15 protein-coding genes are annotated in these 17,278 nt (G+C 74.6%); 5 read left to right on the plus strand and 10 right to left on the minus strand.

All coding sequences use genetic code 11. The features are described from left to right. Positions 1 to 7 precede the first annotated feature (7 nt). Both ACIGHB_RS02595 and ACIGHB_RS02600 read right to left on the minus strand, forming a co-directional pair. On the minus strand, positions 8 to 439 hold the full coding sequence (locus ACIGHB_RS02595; RefSeq protein ID WP_399908894.1) for a heme-binding protein: 432 nt from the start codon (positions 437 to 439) through the stop codon (positions 8 to 10). 32 nt (positions 440 to 471) lie between these two features. Next, positions 472 to 1,683: an MFS transporter gene (locus ACIGHB_RS02600; RefSeq protein ID WP_399908896.1), complete on the minus strand. Its 1,212-nt coding sequence runs from the start codon at positions 1,681 to 1,683 to the stop codon at positions 472 to 474. A gap of 269 nt (positions 1,684 to 1,952) precedes the next feature. Between ACIGHB_RS02600 and ACIGHB_RS02605 the strand changes: the two genes are divergently transcribed. Together ACIGHB_RS02605 and ACIGHB_RS02610 are read left to right on the plus strand one after the other, a co-directional pair. Continuing rightward, positions 1,953 to 3,173: a 4-hydroxybenzoate 3-monooxygenase gene (locus ACIGHB_RS02605; protein WP_399908898.1), complete on the plus strand. Its 1,221-nt coding sequence runs from the start codon at positions 1,953 to 1,955 to the stop codon at positions 3,171 to 3,173. A gap of 103 nt (positions 3,174 to 3,276) precedes the next feature. Then, positions 3,277 to 5,049: a methyltransferase gene (locus ACIGHB_RS02610; protein ID WP_399908900.1), complete on the plus strand. Its 1,773-nt coding sequence runs from the start codon at positions 3,277 to 3,279 to the stop codon at positions 5,047 to 5,049. On the opposite strand, the gene ACIGHB_RS02615 is transcribed toward ACIGHB_RS02610, so the two are convergent. Continuing rightward, a complete protein-coding gene (locus tag ACIGHB_RS02615; RefSeq protein WP_399908902.1) occupies positions 5,039 to 5,611 on the minus strand; it encodes an antibiotic biosynthesis monooxygenase in 573 nt (190 codons plus the stop codon). The genes ACIGHB_RS02610 and ACIGHB_RS02615 overlap by 11 nt on opposite strands. Positions 5,612 to 5,723: 112 nt before the next feature. Then, positions 5,724 to 7,088 (minus strand): carbohydrate-binding protein, encoded by a 1,365-nt coding sequence (locus tag ACIGHB_RS02620; protein ID WP_399908904.1) that lies wholly within the window; start codon positions 7,086 to 7,088, stop codon positions 5,724 to 5,726. 138 nt (positions 7,089 to 7,226) lie between these two features. Between ACIGHB_RS02620 and ACIGHB_RS02625 the strand changes: the two genes are divergently transcribed. Beyond that, positions 7,227 to 7,700: a hypothetical protein gene (locus tag ACIGHB_RS02625; protein ID WP_399908906.1), complete on the plus strand. Its 474-nt coding sequence runs from the start codon at positions 7,227 to 7,229 to the stop codon at positions 7,698 to 7,700. A 7-nt stretch (positions 7,701 to 7,707) separates the two neighbouring features. Here ACIGHB_RS02625 and ACIGHB_RS02630 read toward each other — a convergent pair whose 3' ends face one another. Continuing rightward, positions 7,708 to 8,637, minus strand: a complete 930-nt coding sequence (locus ACIGHB_RS02630; protein ID WP_399908908.1) for a LysR family transcriptional regulator — start codon at positions 8,635 to 8,637, stop codon at positions 7,708 to 7,710. A 49-nt stretch (positions 8,638 to 8,686) separates the two neighbouring features. Then, a complete protein-coding gene (locus ACIGHB_RS02635) occupies positions 8,687 to 9,661 on the minus strand; it encodes an acetylxylan esterase (protein ID WP_399908910.1) in 975 nt (324 codons plus the stop codon). 186 nt (positions 9,662 to 9,847) lie between these two features. Between ACIGHB_RS02635 and ACIGHB_RS02640 the strand changes: the two genes are divergently transcribed. Both ACIGHB_RS02640 and pntB read left to right on the plus strand, forming a co-directional pair. Further along, a complete protein-coding gene (locus ACIGHB_RS02640; protein ID WP_399908912.1) occupies positions 9,848 to 11,374 on the plus strand; it encodes a Re/Si-specific NAD(P)(+) transhydrogenase subunit alpha in 1,527 nt (508 codons plus the stop codon). A 1-nt stretch (position 11,375) separates the two neighbouring features. Next, a complete protein-coding gene (gene pntB / locus ACIGHB_RS02645; RefSeq protein ID WP_399908914.1) occupies positions 11,376 to 12,794 on the plus strand; it encodes a Re/Si-specific NAD(P)(+) transhydrogenase subunit beta in 1,419 nt (472 codons plus the stop codon). On the opposite strand, the gene ACIGHB_RS02650 is transcribed toward pntB, so the two are convergent. From ACIGHB_RS02650 to ACIGHB_RS02665, 4 genes are all read right to left on the minus strand, one after another. After that, positions 12,781 to 13,413 carry an isochorismatase family protein gene (locus ACIGHB_RS02650; RefSeq protein WP_399908916.1) on the minus strand — a complete coding sequence of 211 codons (633 nt, stop codon included), beginning with the start codon at positions 13,411 to 13,413 and terminating at the stop codon, positions 12,781 to 12,783. The two genes, pntB and ACIGHB_RS02650, sit on opposite strands and share 14 nt — an antisense overlap. A 45-nt stretch (positions 13,414 to 13,458) precedes the next feature. Next, on the minus strand, positions 13,459 to 15,129 hold the full coding sequence (locus ACIGHB_RS02655; protein ID WP_399908918.1) for a (2,3-dihydroxybenzoyl)adenylate synthase: 1,671 nt from the start codon (positions 15,127 to 15,129) through the stop codon (positions 13,459 to 13,461). Next, positions 15,126 to 16,379 carry an isochorismate synthase DhbC gene (gene dhbC / locus ACIGHB_RS02660; RefSeq protein WP_360319694.1) on the minus strand — a complete coding sequence of 418 codons (1,254 nt, stop codon included), beginning with the start codon at positions 16,377 to 16,379 and terminating at the stop codon, positions 15,126 to 15,128. Before dhbC ends, ACIGHB_RS02655 begins: the two co-directional genes overlap by 4 nt. A gap of 63 nt (positions 16,380 to 16,442) precedes the next feature. Next, entirely contained in the window at positions 16,443 to 17,270 is an 828-nt protein-coding gene (locus ACIGHB_RS02665) for a 2,3-dihydro-2,3-dihydroxybenzoate dehydrogenase (protein ID WP_399908920.1), read from the minus strand. Positions 17,271 to 17,278 lie beyond the last annotated feature (8 nt).

A 17,278-nucleotide genomic window follows, 5' to 3' on the forward strand; every position in this document is an offset into this window, starting at 1 on the left:
CGGGCCGTCAGCCCCTGTCGGCCAGTTCGGCCACGGCGGCCGAGGCGAACGCGTGGTCCTGCTCCGGCGCCCCGCCGCCGACGCCGAGGGCGCCGACCAGGCGCCCGTCGCGGTGCACGGGGACCCCGCCCGCGATGAAGAGCAGCGGCCGGTCCAGGGCGGTGGTCAGGCTGTGGAACGGCCCGTCCGGCTTGACCAGTTCGACGAGCTCGGCGGTCGGCGCGTCCAGCTGGAGCGCCGTGTACGCCTTGCGGGTGCTGGTCTCGCCGGAGATCAGCACGGAGCGGTCGTCCCGCCGGAAGGCGAGCAGGTGCCCGCCCGCGTCCAGGACGGTGACGCTCACGGTGGCCCCGGCGGCCTCGGCCGCGCGCCCGGCGGCGGCGACCAGGATCTCGGCGTCGGCGGTGGTCAGCGGGGTGACGGTGGTGGTGGTGCTCATGGCGCTTCTCCTTGAAGGGGTGGTGCGGTGGGTCAGTGCTGGACGGGGGCGACGGGGGTACGGACGGGGGCGGCGGCCGCCTCGGCCGGCGCGGGCGCGGGGGCGCGGCGCTCCAGGGCGGCGGACCAGAACGCGAGCCCGAGGGCGGCGGCGGCGAGGGCGGCGCCGACCCAGTTCGGGGAGGTGTAGCCGAAGCCGCCGGCGATGACGAGGCCGCCGAGCCAGGCGGCGAGCGCGTTGCCGAGGTTGAAGGCGCCGATGTTGACGGCCGAGGCCAGGGTCGGCGCGCCGTGGGCCTGGTCGAGGACGCGCTTCTGGAGCGGCGGCACGGTGGCGAAGCCGAGCGCCCCGACGAGGAGGACGGCGACCGCGGCGAGGACCTTGCTGTGGGCGGCCACGGTGAAGAGCGCGAGGACGACCGCGAGGCCGCCGAGGGTGACGTACAGCAGCGGCATCAGCGCGCGGTCGGCGTACCGGCCGCCGATCAGGTTGCCGAGGAACATGCCGGTGCCGAAGAGGACGAGGAGCCAGGTGACGGCGCCTTCGGAGTAGCCGGCGACCTCGGTCATCATCGGGGCGATGTAGGTGATCGCGGCGAAGACGCCGCCGAAGCCGAGCACGGTCATCGCCATCGCGAGCAGCACCTGCGGGTTGCGGAAGGCGGTCAGCTCCCGGCCCAGCCGGGCCCCCTCGGGGCGCGGCATGGCGGGCACGAGCCGGGCGATGCCGAGCAGCCCGACCACGCCGAGCGCGGCGACGACGGCGAAGGTGGTGCGCCAGCCGACGGCCTGCCCGATGAAGGTGCCGAGCGGCACGCCGACGATGTTGGCGACGGTCAGCCCGGTGAACATGGTGGCGATCGCGCCCGCCTTCCGGTCCGGCGCGACGAGCCCGGCGGCGACGACGGACCCGATGCCGAAGAAGGACCCGTGCGCGAGTGAGGCGATCACGCGGCCGGTCAGCATCATCCCGAAGCTCGGGGCGAGCGCGGAGAGTATGTTCCCGGCCACGAAGAGGCTCATCAGCACCATGAGCATCCGCTTGCGGCTGACCCTCCCGCCGAGCACGGTCAGCAGCGGCGCGCCGACGACCACGCCGAGCGCGTAGCCGGTGACCAGCAGTCCCGCGGTGGGGATGGAGACGCCGAAGTCGGCGGCGATGCCGGGCAGCAGACCCATGATGACGAATTCGGTCGTGCCGATCCCGAAGGCCCCGACGGCCAGGGCGAGCAGAGCGAGCGGCATGGTTCCCCGCTTCCATAATTACTTGAGTGGGCTTGTTACGTGCCTCCACAATAATTGCAGACGCGCCATATCTGCAAACGCGGCTCATGGGTGTGCTCCGGATAGGAGGGGAGGCGCGGCCGCTTCGCTGTCCGATGTGCGCGGGCGTGCGCCCTGTGGATCAGGCCCGCCCCGGGCGTCAACGGCGCGATGAATCCTTTTCTCGCCCCTGGTGCATACGGGTGATCTTGGGGCATTACCGCACTTCCGCGTGCCTATGATCCACTGCTGTGACAGAGAGTGAGTCCCCAGAAGCCGTGTGCGACCCCGGCTCCGACTCCGCGGACGTGGTCATCGTCGGAGCCGGCCCCGCCGGCCTGGTGCTGGGCAACATCCTGCTGAGCCACGGAGTCGACTGCGTCGTCCTGGAGCGCGCGGCCCGGGACTCGGTGGAGGGCCGGGCGCGCGCCGGCTTCCTGGTGCCGCACACCGTGCGGGTTCTGGAGCGCAACGGCCTCGACACGGGCATCAGGCGGCGCGGCCGGGAGCACGGCGTCTGCGAGTTCCGCACCGAGGACGGCCGCTTCCGCCTCGACTACCGCCTGCTGGGCCGGGGCGAGCCCCACACCGTCTACCCCCAGCACGATCTGGTCGCCGACCTGCTGGACCGCTACCTCGACGGCGGGGGGCGCATCCGCTTCGGTGCGGAGGCCGTCGCCGTGTCCGACGCGGACGGCCCGACCCCCGCGGTGACCGTACGGGAGGCCGACGGGCGCCCCGTACTCCGCCGGGCCCGGTACGTCGCCGCCTGCGACGGCCGCCACGGAGTCGGCAGGCGTTCCCTCCCGCCCGGCGCCGCGCGCCACCACCGCGACCACGGCGTCTCCTGGCTGGGCCTGCTCGCCGAGGCCCCGCCGAGCCTGGACGCCGTGGGCTACTCCGTCCATCCGCGCGGATTCGCCGGCCACATGGCCCGCTCCGCCGACATCACCCGCTACTACCTCCAGTGCGCCCCCGGCACCCGCGCCGACGCGTGGAGCGACGACCACGTCTGGGGCGAACTCGCCCTGCGCATGCGCGCCTCCGCGTACGGCCCGCTGGTGTCCGGACCGATCGTGCGGCGCGCCGTGGTCGACCTGGAGTCCGACGTGATCGAACCCCTGCGCCACGGCTCGCTGTTCCTGGTGGGCGACGCCGCCGCCCTCATCAGCCCGTCCGCCGCGAAGGGCGCCAACCTCGCCGTGCTGGAGGCCGAGATCCTGGGCCACGCCCTCGTCGACGACCTCGTCCACGGCGACCCCCGCGCCCTCGACCGCTACTCCGAGCGGTGCCTGGCCCACATCTGGCGCGCCCAGGAGTTCTCCCGCTGGATGATCCGCCTGCTCCACGAACTCCCGGACCCCGGCGGCGACTCGCTCTTCCGGGAACGGCTCCGGTACGCGCGGCTCGCCGCGCTGCGCGACTCCGCCTCCGCCCAGCACTGGTTCGCGGAGAACTACGTCGGAATCTGACGTGACGTCAAGGGAGCTGCCCGCGCTCCCGCATACGTACTTCCTTGTTTCCTCCGAGTCTCCTCTCCCCCCTCATCCCGCTCCCTTCACCCATGGACAGGGAATGCACTCCGCACCTTCCTTCACCGCGCCCGCGCACCCGACTCCGGCCCCCCACGGCGCCGACGACACCGGGCGGCTCGACGCGACCGCCCGGTTCGTCCGCGAGCAGGACACCTCCCTCCTGCTCGCCCGGGTGCTGCCCGGCCTCGACGGACCCGAGCTGCGCGCCTTCACCGACCAGTGCCGCTTCGCACACGCCGCCGTGCTCGTCTTCCCGCCCGACGAGGCCGCACTGCGGTCGGGGCTGGCGGGCTGCGGGCTGGACGCCGGCGCGCCGGCCCGGCCCAGCGTCGTCGTCCGGGACCGCCTCGCCGTACGGTACGGTCACCGCCCCGCCGATCTCGAGGTGAGGATTCTCCGCCCCGCCGTCCGAGGGCCGGCCGGAGAACACCGGGCGGTCGAGGTGTTCGCGCTCACCGTGCCACCGGGCTCCGCCCTGGCGGGGATCGCGGCGGGCGAACGCGCGCTGGACCACGAGGCCCACCTCGCCTTCGACGTCGAGCGGCCCGATCCGCTCGTGCTGCGGGGACTGCTGGCGAGCTTCGCGCGGCACGGCGCGGCCCCCGACGGCGGCGGCTACAACCCGCACGAGGACGGCACCGTCTTCTACCTCGCCCTTCCCGACGGCACCAAGACGCCCTACCGGAGGGTCGAGCTGTACGCGCGCGGCGACCACCGCGACGTCCTGGACGAGCACCTCCGCCGGATCCCGGCCCCGTGGTCCACGTCCCCGCACGGCCCCGCGCAGCCGGCGGAAACGCTCCTGCGGCTGCTCACCGGCGCCTGGACCACCCAGGCCCTGGCCACCTGCGCGGAACTCGGGCTCCCGGAAGCCCTGGACCTCCACACCGGCACGCCCGTACCGGAGCTCGCCCGCGCCGTCGGGGCGCGTCCGGAGAGCCTCGGGGTCCTGCTGCGGTACCTCGCCATGCTCGGCGTGGTCGCGGACGCCCCGGACGGCTTCCGGCTCACCGACGTCGGAGCGCTCCTCGCGGACGCCGCCCCGTCCTCGATGCGACCGCTGGCCCTGATGTACGGCGGACCGTTCTACCGGTCGTTCGCGCACCTGACCCACACCGTGCGCAGCGGGGAACCCGCCTTCGAGCACCTCCACGGCGAGAACCACTTCGACCACTTCGCCCGCGACCCCGAACTCGCGGCCCTGTTCGACCGGTCGATGGTGGCGAGCGCCCCCCTCTTCGACGCCCTCCCGTCCCACCCCGTCCTCAGCGCGGCGGCCGGCGCCCCCGGCGGCCCCCGCACCGTCGTCGACGTGGCGGGCGGCACCGGGACGCTGCTCGGCCGGGTCCTGACCGCCCACCCCACCCTGCGCGGCACCCTGCTGGAACGCCCCCACGTCCTCGCCGCGGCGCGGAGGCACCTGGCCGCCCTGGAAGCCGACGGCCGCTGTGCCTTCCAGGAGGGCGACTTCGCCGACGTACCGGCCGGCGCCGACGTCTATCTGCTCTCCCGCGTCCTGCACGACTGGGACGACGAGCAGTGCCGGAGCATCCTGCGGCACTGCGCCGCCGCCATGGGCCCCGACGCGGACCTCCTCGTCGTGGAGCGGCTGCTGCCCGCCGACGGCTCCCCGTCGCTCGCGACCGCCTGGGACCTCCACATGATGTGCAACACCGGGGGGAGCGAGCGCACCGCCGTCCAGTACGCCGGTCTTTTCGCGGCGTGCGGACTCGCACTCGTCGGCCACACCCCGCTCGCCCTGGGCGCGCACGCCCTCCACGTCCGCCGGGCGGCGCCGGGGGTCACGGCGTGAGCCAGCGGCGCAGGAGCCGGCTGACCGCCGGCATCGCCACGTAGGTCATCAGCACGTTGAAGACGCACGCCACGACCGCGCTGCTGAGCAGGACGGGCAGCGCGGTGAGGCGGGGGACGAGGAAGAGGCTGCCGAGCACGGAGATCGGGTAGATCGCCAGCGTCGCGCTGACGGCCATCTTCCACCGAGGCGGGGCGGGGCGGGTCGAGCCGGGCTTCGCGAACCAGGTCTCCATGCCGGTCAGCTTCCGCCGGGCGATCTCGGTGTGGTGGTGCCCCTCGCAGTCGGCGAACCAGGCGGCCCGCTCAGGCGATTCCTGCCACGTGCGGCACGCCTCCGCGTCCCGGAACCGGTGCACGAGGAACCAGGGGGCGTCGCCGCCCGCGGAGCGGAAGAAGCCGTACCCCAGATGCCCGGGGAAGGTCGCCGCGCAGTCGAGAATGCCCTTGGCCCACCGCTCGAACGCGGCCTCGTGGCCGGGCTCGACCCTCCGGGCTATCAGGAGGGTCACCTCTCCGCTGTCGGCGGGGACGGCGGCTCGCTCCAGGGCGGTGGCGGTCATGGACGCTCCTCGTGATCACGCGCGCCCGCGCCCACTGTACGCGGCGAACGCGGAGGCGCCACCCGCCCGGCAGGGCGAGTGGCGCCTGGAGCCCGTCCGACGCCCCCCGGCGTCAGACGCGCTGCCAGAGGGCCGGGACGTTCGGGGGCTCCCAGCCCGACTGGGCCTGGTGGCCCTGGAGGCAGCGGTAGGTGGAGCCGCCGTACGTGACCGTCGCCCCGGTCGCGTACACCGTGCCCGCCTTCCACGTGCCGCCCGGCTCCGGCTCGCCCGGGCCGGGGCCCGGGTCGGTGCCGCCGGTCCTCAGGGTCAGGCCGTAGTTCGACAGGATCGGGTTCAGCGGCTGGAAGAAGGTCGTGCCGCCGCTGGAGCAGTTGCCGGAGCCGCCCGAGGTCACGCCCTGCGCCTGGCTGCCGGAGATGTACGAGCCGCCCGAGTCGCCGGGCTCGGCGCACACCGTCGTCCGGGTCACGCCGGAGATCGTGCCCTCCGGGTAGGTCACGCTCGTGTTGTGCTGCTGGATCGTGCCGCAGTGCCAGCCGGTCGTCGAGCCCGACCGGCAGACCGAGGAGCCGACCGTCTGCAGCACGGACCCGGTGACCTGCACGTTCGCGCCGCCCGCGCCCTTCACGTACGGGGTCGAGGTCCAGCTGCCGTTCGCCGCGACCCACGCCATGTCGCTGCCGGGGAAGACGGACGCCTGGAAGGTGCCCTGCGCGACCTGGTTGTAGCCGCTGGTGGACTGGCCCGCGCGACCGCAGTGGCCCGCCGTCGCGAAGCCCTGCGTGGTGCCCCGGGTCACCGCGAAGCCGACCGAGCAGCGCCCGCCGCCGCCCATGTAGTACGCGTCACCGCCCCGGATGTCGTACAGCGGGCGCGGCGCCGCGTTGGTCCGCACCACCCGCACGAGCTCCCTCGGCACCCCGGTGGCGGCGGCCAGGCGCGCCCCGGCGCCGGCCCGGACCTCCTCGACGACCAGGACGTTCGCCCGCACGTCCACGTACCGGACCGGCGCGTCCGCGCCCGCCGCCCGGTCCAGGGCCTCCTTCGCCCGCTCCAGGGCGGAGAGGTCGTGCCGGACCAGCCGGGCCGTCGCCCCGGCCTCCCGTATCGCGGGCAGGTCGGCGGCGCGGGTGGTGGCCACGGTCAGGGAGCCGGACTCGGCGCCCGCGACCCAGGCGCCCGCGAAGGAGCCGGCGAGCCGGTCGCGGAGCCGGGCCGCCGTGGCGCCCGCCTCGGCCTCGTTCACCAGGCGGCGCTCGGCCTGAGCCCGGGTCAGGCCCAGGTCGCGGCCCATCGCGGCGAGCAGCTCGGGCCGCGCCTCGGCGGCGCCGAGCGCCCGGGCGGCGCTCTGCGCGGCCGGGGCGGTCCCGGGGGAGGGCTGCGCGGCGCCGGCGGATCCGGTCTGCGGTCCGGCCAGCACCATCCCGGCGGCGGCCAGCGCGGTACACGCCGCGCGGGCGTGTCGTCGGAGCATGGGGAGTCTCCTCGGTTCTCGGTGGGGGATCTGCGGAGAACCGTAGGAACGGGCCCGGCCGGGCGGGAGCCTCCGCCCGGCCCCTCCCTCGGCGTTATGGCCCTGGGCGGTGTCGGCGGCGGCCGGTACGGTGCGGCCATGAGCGTTCCCGAGGTCGTCCCCATCGCGTACGAGCCCGAGCACCGCACCGCCACCATCGGCCGGTGGGACGGGGGCCAGTTCCTCGCCTCGGTCACCGCGGGCTTTCCCGAGGGGTGGACCGTGACGGCCGACTGGCGGCGGCACAAGCGCTGGTTCGCGGTCCTGCACCGCTTCGACGAGGCCGGGCGCCACCTGGGGTCGAGCATCACGTCCACCGGGACGGCGGAGGACGGGGAGCGGCGGGCGGTCGAGGCCGCGCGCGTGATCCTCGACGGATGGCTGGACGCCCTGCCCGGGCGGAGGTACGGGTCCATCGCCGTCGCGCCCTTCGCCGTACGGTCCGAGGGGGTCCTGTTCGGACTGGTCGCGGAGAACCGCGGCGAGGAGAACCCGGACGGGAAGGACTGGGCCGAGCTCTATCCCGACGGGCTCGGCTTCACCGATCCCTGGGACGGCACGTACGACACCTGACGGTCGCTCAGGACAGCGCGTCCGCCGACCGGCCGGCGCTCCGGGCCAGTGCCTCCGCGTGGGCGGCGCGGGCGTGGCCGAGGACGGCGGCGGCGCGGGCGGCCGCGCGGCCCTCGGGGTGCCAGCCGAGGAGATGGCGCCAGAGGAGCGGGGCGCCGGTCAGGGGGCGGGTGACGATGCCGGGCGTGGCCGGGAAGGTCGCCCGGCACAGGCCCACCGCCCGGCCCACCTGGACCAGGTGGACGCAGGACGCGGTGTCCGTCTCGTACACCCGGACCGGGGTGAAGCCGGACCGTACGCAGGCGGCGGCGAAGCAGTCGCCGAAACAGCCGTCGCCGGGCACGTCCGTCCAGTCCTCGGCGGCGAGTTCGGCCAGCGCCACCTGGGGGCGCGAGGCCAGCGGATGCCCGGTCGCCAGCATCACGTACACGGGGTCGCGGGCCACCTCCGTCCAGGCGAGACGCCCGGCCTCAGGCGGGGCGCTCTCGCCGCAGACGCCGACGAGCGCGAAGTCGAGCCGGCCCGCCGCCACCCCGCGCGCGACCTCCCGCTCCGACCACGAGGTGTACGTGGTCACCTGCGTCTCCGGCTCCGCCCGCGCCAGCCGGTCCACGAGGCCGCCGAGCAGCGGGCCGTGGGTGCCGCCGAGCCGGTGCCCGGTGGCGCCGTCCCGGGCGAACCGGACGGCCTCCTCCTGGAGTTCGCAGACGGCGGGCAGCACCACGCGGGCCCGTTCGAGCACCAGATCGCCGAGCGCGGTGGCCCGCACCCCGTCCCTGCCGCGCTCGAACAGGGCCCCGCCCAGGGCCCGTTCGATCCGCTTCAGCTGGGCGCTGAGGGCCGGCTGCGCCAGTCCGAGGGCGGTGGCCGCGCGGGTGAGGCTGCCGGCCTCCGCGATGGCCCGGACCGTCTTCAGGTGCCGCAACTCCAAGTCCATGAACCCAGCTTGACGGCGCCCGCCTGACAGGTCCAGACCAAGGAGGGGGCTATCGGGCGCGGAGCCGCTCCGGCAGCCAGCGGAGCTGCGCCGCCTGCTGGAACGCGCCGCCGCCCTCGTGGTCGTTGAAGTCGTAGACCTCGATCGCCTTGTCCTCGTGCGCGTACGCGTTGAAGGCGGCGAAGACCGTCGACGGCGGGCAGGTCTGGTCCTCCAGGGCGGTGGAGAACAGCGCCGGAGCCGTCGCGCGGGCCGCGAAGTGCACCCCGTCGAAGTAGGCGAGGGTCTCGCCCACGCGCTCCGTGCGGCCCCGGTGCGTCTTCAGGTAGTTGCCGATCTCCCGGTACGGCGTGCGGTCCGTCACCGTCGTCGCGCGCGGGAAGTCGCAGAGGAACGGCACGTCCGGCGCCACCGCCGCGAGGTCCCGCACCAGACCCGAGACGGCGACCGTGATGCCGCCGCCCTGGCTGATGCCGGTCACGGCGGTGCGGGCCGCGTCCGCGAGCGGATGCGACCTGGCCGCCTCCACCGCGCGCACGGCGTCCGTGTACACCCGCCGGTAGTAGTACGTCTCCGGGTCCTCCACGCCCCGCGTCATGAACCCCGGGAACGCCGGCGCGCTGCCCACCGGGTCGGCCGTGTCGCCCGGCGCCCAGCCGCTGCCCTGGCCCCGGGTGTCCATCACGAAGTGCGCGAACCCGGCCGACGCCCACAGCAGATGACTGTGCGCCAGGCCGCGCCCGCCGCCGTACCCCAGGAACTCCACGACGACCGGCACCGGTTCGGTGATCCCCGCCGGCACCACGAACCAGCCCTTCACCGGCTGCCCGCCGAACCCGGCGAAGGTCACGTCGTACGTCTCCACCGTCGCGAGCCCCGTCGCCACGCGCTCGAACCGCGCGCCCAGCTCGTGCTCCCGCGCCTCCCCGAGCGTCTTCGCCCAGAAGGCGTCGAAGTCCTCGGGCTCGGCCGACGCGCTCCGGTACTCACGGAGCCGGTCGAGGGGCAGGTCGAAGAGGGTCATGCACACCACCTGGTCGGGACGTCACGTTCGAAATGTCGGCCGGTCCGACCCGGCCCGGCCCACCCTAGCCCGGGAGACCGCCGGATTCATATACGTGAATGATCTTCGTTCGCCGCGCGAGCCTTCTTCACGCGGGCGGCCGTGAGGGCCAAGGTGGGGGGCCGGAACGGCGAACGGAGGGGTGCGGTGAGGGTCGGAGTCCTCAGGGAGACACAGGACGGCGAGCGGCGGGTGGCGGCGACGCCCGCCACGGTGGAGCGGATCCGCGGGCTCGGGTACGAGGTCGTCGTCGATCCGGGCGCGGGCGTGGGCGCGGGCTTCCCCGACGACGCCTACGAGGCGGCCGGCGCGGCGATCGGCGAGGCGGTGGAGGCGGACGTCGTGCTCGGGGTGAACGCGCCCGGTCCGGAGCGGCTCGACCGGATGCGCCCCGGCGCGACGGTCATCGCGCTGTTCGCCCCGGGCTCCGACCCGACGACGGTCGAGGAACTGGGGCGGCGCCCCCTCACCGTCCTGTCCATGGACGCGGTGCCCCGTATCAGCCGCGCCCAGTCCATGGACGTCCTGTCCTCGATGGCGAACATCGCCGGCTACCGCGCCGTCATCGAGGCCGCCCACGCCTTCGGCCGCTTCTTCACCGGCCAGATGACCGCCGCGGGCAAGGTCCCCCCGGCCCGGGTCCTCGTCGCCGGCGCGGGTGTCGCCGGACTCGCCGCCATCGGCACCGCCGGCTCGCTCGGCGCCATCGTCCGCGCCACCGACCCGCGCCCCGAAGTGGCCGACCAGGTCCGCTCGCTGGGCGGCGAGTACCTCGCCATCGACTCCCCGGAGACGGAGGTCTCGGCCACCGGCTACGCCAAGGAGATGGGCGACGACTACAAGGCCCGGGAGGCCGCCCTCTACGCCGCCGAGTGCCGCGAGGCCGACATCGTCATCACCACCGCCCTGATCCCCGGCCGCCCCGCGCCCCGCCTCATCACCGCCGAGACGGTCGCCGCCATGAAGCCCGGCTCGGTGATCGTGGACATGGCCGCCGCCAACGGCGGCAACGTCGAGGGCACCGTACCGGGGGAGCGGACCGTCACCCCGAACGGCGTCACCCTCCTCGGCTACACCGACCTGGCGGGACGCCTGCCCGCCCAGGCGTCCCAGCTGTACGGCACCAACCTGTTCAACCTCCTCGCGCTCCTGACCCCCGGCAAGGACGGCGTCCCCGTCCTGGACCAGGACGACCCCGTGCAGCGCTCGGTCACCGTCGTACGCGACGGCGAACCCGCCTGGCCCCCGCCGCCCGTCCAGGTCTCCGCCGCCCCCGCCCCCGCCGGCGACACCGCCCCGCAGCCCGTCTCACCGGTGAGGGAGCCCATGACGCCGAGGCGCCGCTTCACCGGCGTCTCCGCCGGCGCCCTCGCGCTCCTGCTCGCCGTCGGCTTCGCCCCCGCCGCGCTCCTGCCCCACGTCACCGTCTTCGTGCTCGCGATCGTCATCGGCTACTACGTCATCGGACACGTCCACCACGCCCTGCACACCCCGCTGATGTCGGTGACCAACGCCATCTCCGGGATCATCCTGGTCGGCGCGCTCCTCCAGATCGGACACGGCGGCACCCTCGTCACCGTGCTGTCGGCCGCCGCGATCCTGCTGGCGAGCATCAACGTCTTCGGCGGCTTCGCGGTGACCCGCCGCATGCTCGGAATGTTCAACAGGAGCTGACATGTCCGCCACCCACGCCGCACAGGCGGCCTACCTCGTCGCCGCGCTGCTGTTCATCCTCGCCCTCGCGGGCCTCTCGAAGCACGAGTCGGCCCGCCTCGGCAACGCCTTCGGCATGCTCGGCATGGGCGTCGCCCTCGTCGCCACCGTCGTCCTCGCCGCCGACCGGGGCATCGCCGCCGGCGCCGCGGGGCTGCTCGCCGCCGCCATGCTCGCCGGGGCGCTCATCGGCATGTGGCGGGCCCGGGGCGTCGAGATGACGGGCATGCCCGAACTGATCGCGCTGCTCCACTCCTTCGTCGGGCTCGCCGCCGTCCTCGTCGGCTGGAACGGCTACCTGGAGGTCGAGCACCGCCCCGGAGGCCCCGAGGCCGCCGCCCTCGACGCGGTCGGCACCCTCGGCATCCACCACGCCGAGGTCGTCATCGGCGTGTTCATCGGCGCCGTCACCTTCACCGGTTCGGTCGTCGCCTACCTCAAGCTCGCCGGCCGGATCGACTCCAGGCCGCTCATGCTCCCCGGCAAGAACGCCCTCAACGTCGGCGCGCTGGCCGTCTTCGCCGTCCTGACCGCCCGGTTCACCGTCGTGCCCTCCCTCGGGGTGCTGATCGCGGCGACGGTCCTGGCGCTCGCGCTCGGCTGGCACCTGGTCGCCTCCATCGGCGGCGGTGACATGCCGGTCGTCGTGTCGATGCTCAACAGCTACTCCGGCTGGGCCGCCGCCGCCTCCGGCTTTCTCCTCGGCAACGACCTGCTGATCGTCACCGGCGCCCTCGTCGGCTCCTCCGGCGCCTACCTCAGCTACATCATGTGCCGGGCGATGAACCGCTCCTTCCTCGCGGTCATCGCGGGTGGCTTCGGCATCGAGGCGCCGGCCGGTTCGCAGGTCGACTACGGCGAGCACCAGGAGATCACCGCGCAGGGCGCCGCCGAACTCCTCGGCGGCGCCCGCTCGGTGGTCATCACCCCCGGCTACGGCATGGCCGTGGCCCAGGCCCAGTACCCGGTGGCGGAGCTGGCCTCCAAGCTCCGCGCGCGGGGCGTCGACGTCCGCTTCGGCATCCACCCCGTCGCCGGCCGGCTCCCCGGCCACATGAACGTCCTGCTGGCCGAGGCGAAGGTGCCGTACGACATCGTCCTGGAGATGGATGAGATCAACGGCGACTTCGCCGACACGGACGTCGTCCTGGTCATCGGCGCCAACGACACCGTCAACCCGGCGGGTGCCGAGGACCCGAGCAGCCCCATCGCCGGCATGCCGGTCCTCACCGTCTGGGAGGCGGGCCAGGTCATCGTCTTCAAGCGGTCGATGGCCTCCGGCTACGCGGGCGTCCAGAACCCCCTCTTCTACCGTCCCAACACCGCCATGCTCTTCGGGGACGCCAAGGACCGGGTGGAGGACATCGTCAGCGCCCTGTGAACACCCGGTCGGTCGTCGTGACGACGGCGCAGCGGCCGGCCGCCCACTCCAGGGCCATCCGGTGCTCGCGCTCGGAGAAGTCCGCCACGGCGTCCGCGACGACGAAGGTCCGGATGTCGCGCATCCACGCGTCGCAGGCCGTCATCAGGACCCCGATGTGCGCGTACACGCCGGTGATCACCAGCTGGTCGCGGCCCTGCTCGCGCAGCAGCTCCAGGAGGTCGGTGCGGACGAACGCGCTGTACTTCCACTTGGTGAGGAGGATGTCGTCCGGGCCGGGGGCGGCGGCGTCCGCGACGGCCACGGCGTGCGGGTCGTCCGGCACGCCGGGCCCCCAGAAGTCCTGCTGGAGACCGCGCTGTTCGGGGGTCTGGCCGCCGGGCTGGGCGGTGTAGACGACGGGTACGCCGAGCCGGGCGGCCTCCTTCCGGAGCAGGTCCAGGTTGCCGAGGAGGGCGGTGAGCGGCTCGGCGCCGTCGTCGAACGGGGCCAGGAAGTGGTTCTGGAGGTCGTGCACGAGGAGCACGGCGCGGTCGGGGTCGACGGTCCAGTCCACCCGGTTGGCCGGCAGCTCGCCGGGGCGGGGCATCGGGTAGGGCGGGACGGCGGGGAGGCTCATGACGGTCCGTTTCGGAGGAAGGAGAGAGGTGGGGGAAGGGGGCGGTCAGGCGTCCGCGCTCTCCGCGCGGAGGTCCTTCTTGGAGATCTTCCCGACGCCGGTGGTCGGGAAGGCGTCGACGAAGACGATGCGGTCGGGGACCTTGTAGGCGGCGAGCCCGCGGTCCCGGACGAAGCGCTTGAGGGCCAGGGCCTTGACCTCTTCGGCCCCCTGGCGGCGGATGACGTACGCGCAGCTGCGCTCGCCGAGGTACGGGTCGAACTCGCCGACCACGTTGGCGTCGTGGACCGAGGGGTGGGCCAGGAGGTGGTTCTCGATCTCCTCGGCGGCGATCTTCTCGCCGCCCCGGTTGATCTGGTCCTTGGCGCGTCCCTCGACCACCAGGTGGCCGCTCGCGGTGAGCCGGACGAGGTCGCCGGTGCGGTAGAAGCCGTCGGCGGTGAAGGCGCGGGCGTTGTGGTCGGGGGCGTTCCAGTAGCCGCGGATGGTGTACGGGCCGCGGGTGAGCAGGTGGCCGGTGGTGCCGACGGGCAGGTCCTGGTCCTCGTCGTCGACGATCCTGATCTCGTCGTCCGGCGAGATCGGCCGGCCCTGGGTGGTGACGATCGTCCCCGGGTCGTCGTCGAGACGGGTGTAGCAGACCAGCCCCTCGGCCATGCCGAAGACCTGCTGGAGGGTGCAGCCGAGGGCCGGGCGGACCCGGCGGGCGACCTCGTCGGAGAGCCGGGCGCCGCCGACCAGGAGCACGTCGAGGGTGGACAGGTCGTACGCGGAGCCGGGGGCGGCGTCGATCCAGGCGAGGGCGAGCGGCGGTACGAGGCCGGTGAGCGTCACGCCCTCGTCCTGGATCAGCGGGAACGCCACGTCGGGGGCGGGCCGCGGGCACATGACGACCCGGCCGCCCGCGTACAGCGTGCCCAGCGAACCGGGGGAGGAGAGCGGGAAGTTGTGGGCGGCGGGCAGCACGCACAGGTAGACGCTGTCCTCGCCGAGCGCGCAGATCTCGGCGGAGCCGCGCAGCGAGTAGACGTAGTCGTCGTGTGTGCGGGGGATGAGCTTGGGCACGCCGGTGCTGCCCCCGGAGAGCTGGAGGAACGCCACGGCCGACGGGTCGGGGTCGGGGAGGGCGACGGGCTCGGCGGGGACGTCGGAGAGCGCCTCGAAGGGGCCGGCGTCCTCGCCGGCGACGAAGACGTGCCGCAGCTCGGGACAGCGGGCGAGGACCGTGGTGGCCAGGGCGCGGTGGTCGAAGCCGGCGTGGGTGTCCGGGACGACGTAGGCGACGGCGCCGGTGAAGGTGCAGAAGTAGGTGATCTCCGACTCGCGGTGCGCGGGCAGCGCGAAGACGGGCAGCGCCCCGAGCCGGAAGAGCGCGAAGATCACTTCGAGGAACTCGGCGACGTTGGGGAGCTGGACGACGACCTTGTCGCCGGCGCCGACGCCACGGGCGGCGAGGCCGGCCGCGAGCCGGTCGGCGCGCAGGTCGAGTTCGGCGTAGGTCCAGGCGCGCCGGGCTCCGCCGGGTCCCGCGTGGTCGACGACCGCGACCCGGTCGGGGTGGGCCGCGGCCCGGTCGCGGAGCATCGCGCCGAAGGTGAGGCCCTCCCAGTGGCCGGCCGCCCGGTACCGCTCGGCGAACTCGGGGGGCCAGGTGGGGGTGGTGTACGGGACGGCATCGGGGCCGGTGCCGGGGAGGGCGGGGGACGGTGCGGTCACAGCGTGGCTCCCACGGCGTCGAGGAAGGTGCGGAACTTGGCGGCGGTCTCGGCGGTCTCGTCCTCCGGGACGGAGGCGGCGACGACGCCGGCGCCCGCGTAGAGGCGCAGGGTCCGCTCCTCCGCCTCGGCGCAGCGGATGGTGACGACCCATTCGCCGTTGCCGTCCGCGTCGCCCCAGCCGACCATGCCGGTGAAGAAGCCGCGGTCGAAGGGCTCGGTCTCCCGGATGACCTCGCGGGCCAGCGGGGTCGGGGTGCCGCACACGGCGGGGGTGGGGTGGAGCGAGGAGGCGATCTCCAGGGCCGACACCTCGGGGTGGGCCAGGGTGCCGGTGACCGTGGTGGAGAGGTGCCACATGGTCGCGGTGCGGATCAGCGACGGCCGGGCCGGGACGTCGATGGCGGAGCAGTACGGCGCCATCGCCTGGTGCACGGCGTCGACGACGACCGCGTGCTCGTGGAGGTCCTTTGCGGACTCCAGGAGGGCGGCGGCGCGGCGTACGTCCTCGGCGAGGTCGTCGCTGCGGGGGGTGGAGCCGGCCAGCGGGTTGGAGACGAGGCGGTCGCCGTGTCTGGAGACGAGGAGTTCGGGGCTGGCGCCGAGCAGGGTGCGGCCGGGGTGGGTGGGGAGCGCGAAGGTGTAGCCGAGCGGGTCGCGGCGGGCGAGCCGGCGGACCATGGCGGCGACGTCCGGTTCGCCGGGGCCGGTGAGTTCCAGGGTGCGGGCGAGCACCACCTTGCTGAACTCGCCGTTCCACATGCGGTCGACGGCGGCGCCGACGCCCTTGGCGTAGTCCTCGGGGTCCGGGTGCGGGCGGACGGTCCAGGTGCCGGCGCGGGGGGCCTCGGCGGGCAGCGCGACGAGCGGGTCGGAGGCGAGGGCCGGTCCGGTGCGGACCGTCTCGGGCACGACGAGCGCGGCCGGCGCGCTCTGGTCGAAGGGGATGGCGCCCATCACGACGGCGGCGGCGTGGCGGCCGGCGCGGGCCTCGGCGAGGGCGTCGGCCACCCGCTCGGCGATCGGGTCGGTGCCGTGCGGGACCTCGCTCAGCACGCCGTGGGCGAGCAGGGTGCGGGTGGGCGTGGCGAGGAAGCGGTCGCCGGCGCGGAAGGCGTCGAGGAGGCCGGTGGCGGCGCCGACGGCGGAGGAGGTGGGCGCCGGTGCGGGGGACGGCGCCGGTACGGGGGCGGGGGCGGGTATGGGGGCGGTCGCCGGCGGATGCGCGGCGATCTGGGGGACCGTCGACACGGGTGGGCTCCTTGGTTCGGTGAGGTGGGTGGGCGGCGGGTGGCCGGTGCCGGCCACGGTCCGTCAGCGCAGGGTGGCGCCGCCGTCGACGTAGAGGTCCTGCATGGTGATGTGGCGGGCCCGGTCGGAGGCGAGGAAGACGACCGCCTCGGCGACGTCCTCCGGCTGGGCGATGCGGCGCAGCGGGATGCCGGTGCGGTGGGCGGCGAGGTCCCCGTCGAGCACGCTGGCGGGGACGGACTCGCCCTCCCAGAGGGAGCGCTGCATCGGCGTGTCGGTGGAGCCGGGGCAGACGGCGTTGCAGCGCACGCCCCGGGCGGCCACCTCCAGGCCGAGGCACTTGGTGAAGGCCACGGCCGCCGCCTTGGAGGCGGCGTACACGCTCATGTCCGCGCGGGGGATCCCGGCGGCGTTGGAGGCGACCGTCACCACGGAGCCGGAGCCCCGGGCGGCCATGCCGGCGACGACGGCCCGGGACAGGTGGAAGACGCCGGTCGTGTTGACGGCGAAGACGTCCGCCCAGTCGCGGTCCGTCGCCTCGACGGCCGGTCCGGTCCGCAGCACCCCGGCGACGTTCACCAGGATGTCCACGGGGCCGAGTTCGCGGGTGACCCGGGCGACGGTCTCCGCCACGTCGTCCGGGGCGGTGACGTCGAGCCGGTACGGGACGACCGGCCCGGCGGCCGGGTCGGCGCCGGCGTCCGCGGTGAGCCGGGCGACGCTCCGGCACAGCTCGGGCTCCGAGCGGTCGGTCGCCGCCACGGTGGCGCCGCGCGCGGAGAGGGCGCGGACCACCGCCTCGCCGATGCCCTGGGCCGCGCCGGTGACCAGTGCCACGCGGCCGGCGAACTCGCCGCCGGGACCTGTGGTGCGCGGCTCGTTGTCGTCCATACCGAAAC

It is taken from the genome of Streptomyces sp. NPDC085460 (assembly GCF_044541975.1).
Lineage (GTDB): Bacteria > Actinomycetota > Actinomycetes > Streptomycetales > Streptomycetaceae > Streptomyces.

What these genes read in the sequence shown, in the direction of transcription:
- ACIGHB_RS02595 (WP_399908894.1), bottom strand. Translation starts at nt 439, where the DNA reads ATGAGCACCACCACCACCGTCACCCCGCTGACCACCGCCGACGCCGAG.
- ACIGHB_RS02600 (WP_399908896.1), bottom strand. Translation starts at nt 1,683, where the DNA reads ATGCCGCTCGCTCTGCTCGCCCTGGCCGTCGGGGCCTTCGGGATCGGC.
- ACIGHB_RS02610 (WP_399908900.1), top strand. Translation starts at nt 3,277, where the DNA reads ATGCACTCCGCACCTTCCTTCACCGCGCCCGCGCACCCGACTCCGGCC.
- ACIGHB_RS02615 (WP_399908902.1), bottom strand. Translation starts at nt 5,611, where the DNA reads ATGACCGCCACCGCCCTGGAGCGAGCCGCCGTCCCCGCCGACAGCGGA.
- ACIGHB_RS02620 (WP_399908904.1), bottom strand. Translation starts at nt 7,088, where the DNA reads ATGCTCCGACGACACGCCCGCGCGGCGTGTACCGCGCTGGCCGCCGCC.
- ACIGHB_RS02625 (WP_399908906.1), top strand. Translation starts at nt 7,227, where the DNA reads ATGAGCGTTCCCGAGGTCGTCCCCATCGCGTACGAGCCCGAGCACCGC.
- ACIGHB_RS02630 (WP_399908908.1), bottom strand. Translation starts at nt 8,637, where the DNA reads ATGGACTTGGAGTTGCGGCACCTGAAGACGGTCCGGGCCATCGCGGAG.
- ACIGHB_RS02635 (WP_399908910.1), bottom strand. Translation starts at nt 9,661, where the DNA reads ATGACCCTCTTCGACCTGCCCCTCGACCGGCTCCGTGAGTACCGGAGC.
- pntB (WP_399908914.1), top strand. Translation starts at nt 11,376, where the DNA reads ATGTCCGCCACCCACGCCGCACAGGCGGCCTACCTCGTCGCCGCGCTG.
- ACIGHB_RS02650 (WP_399908916.1), bottom strand. Translation starts at nt 13,413, where the DNA reads ATGAGCCTCCCCGCCGTCCCGCCCTACCCGATGCCCCGCCCCGGCGAG.
- ACIGHB_RS02665 (WP_399908920.1), bottom strand. Translation starts at nt 17,270, where the DNA reads ATGGACGACAACGAGCCGCGCACCACAGGTCCCGGCGGCGAGTTCGCC.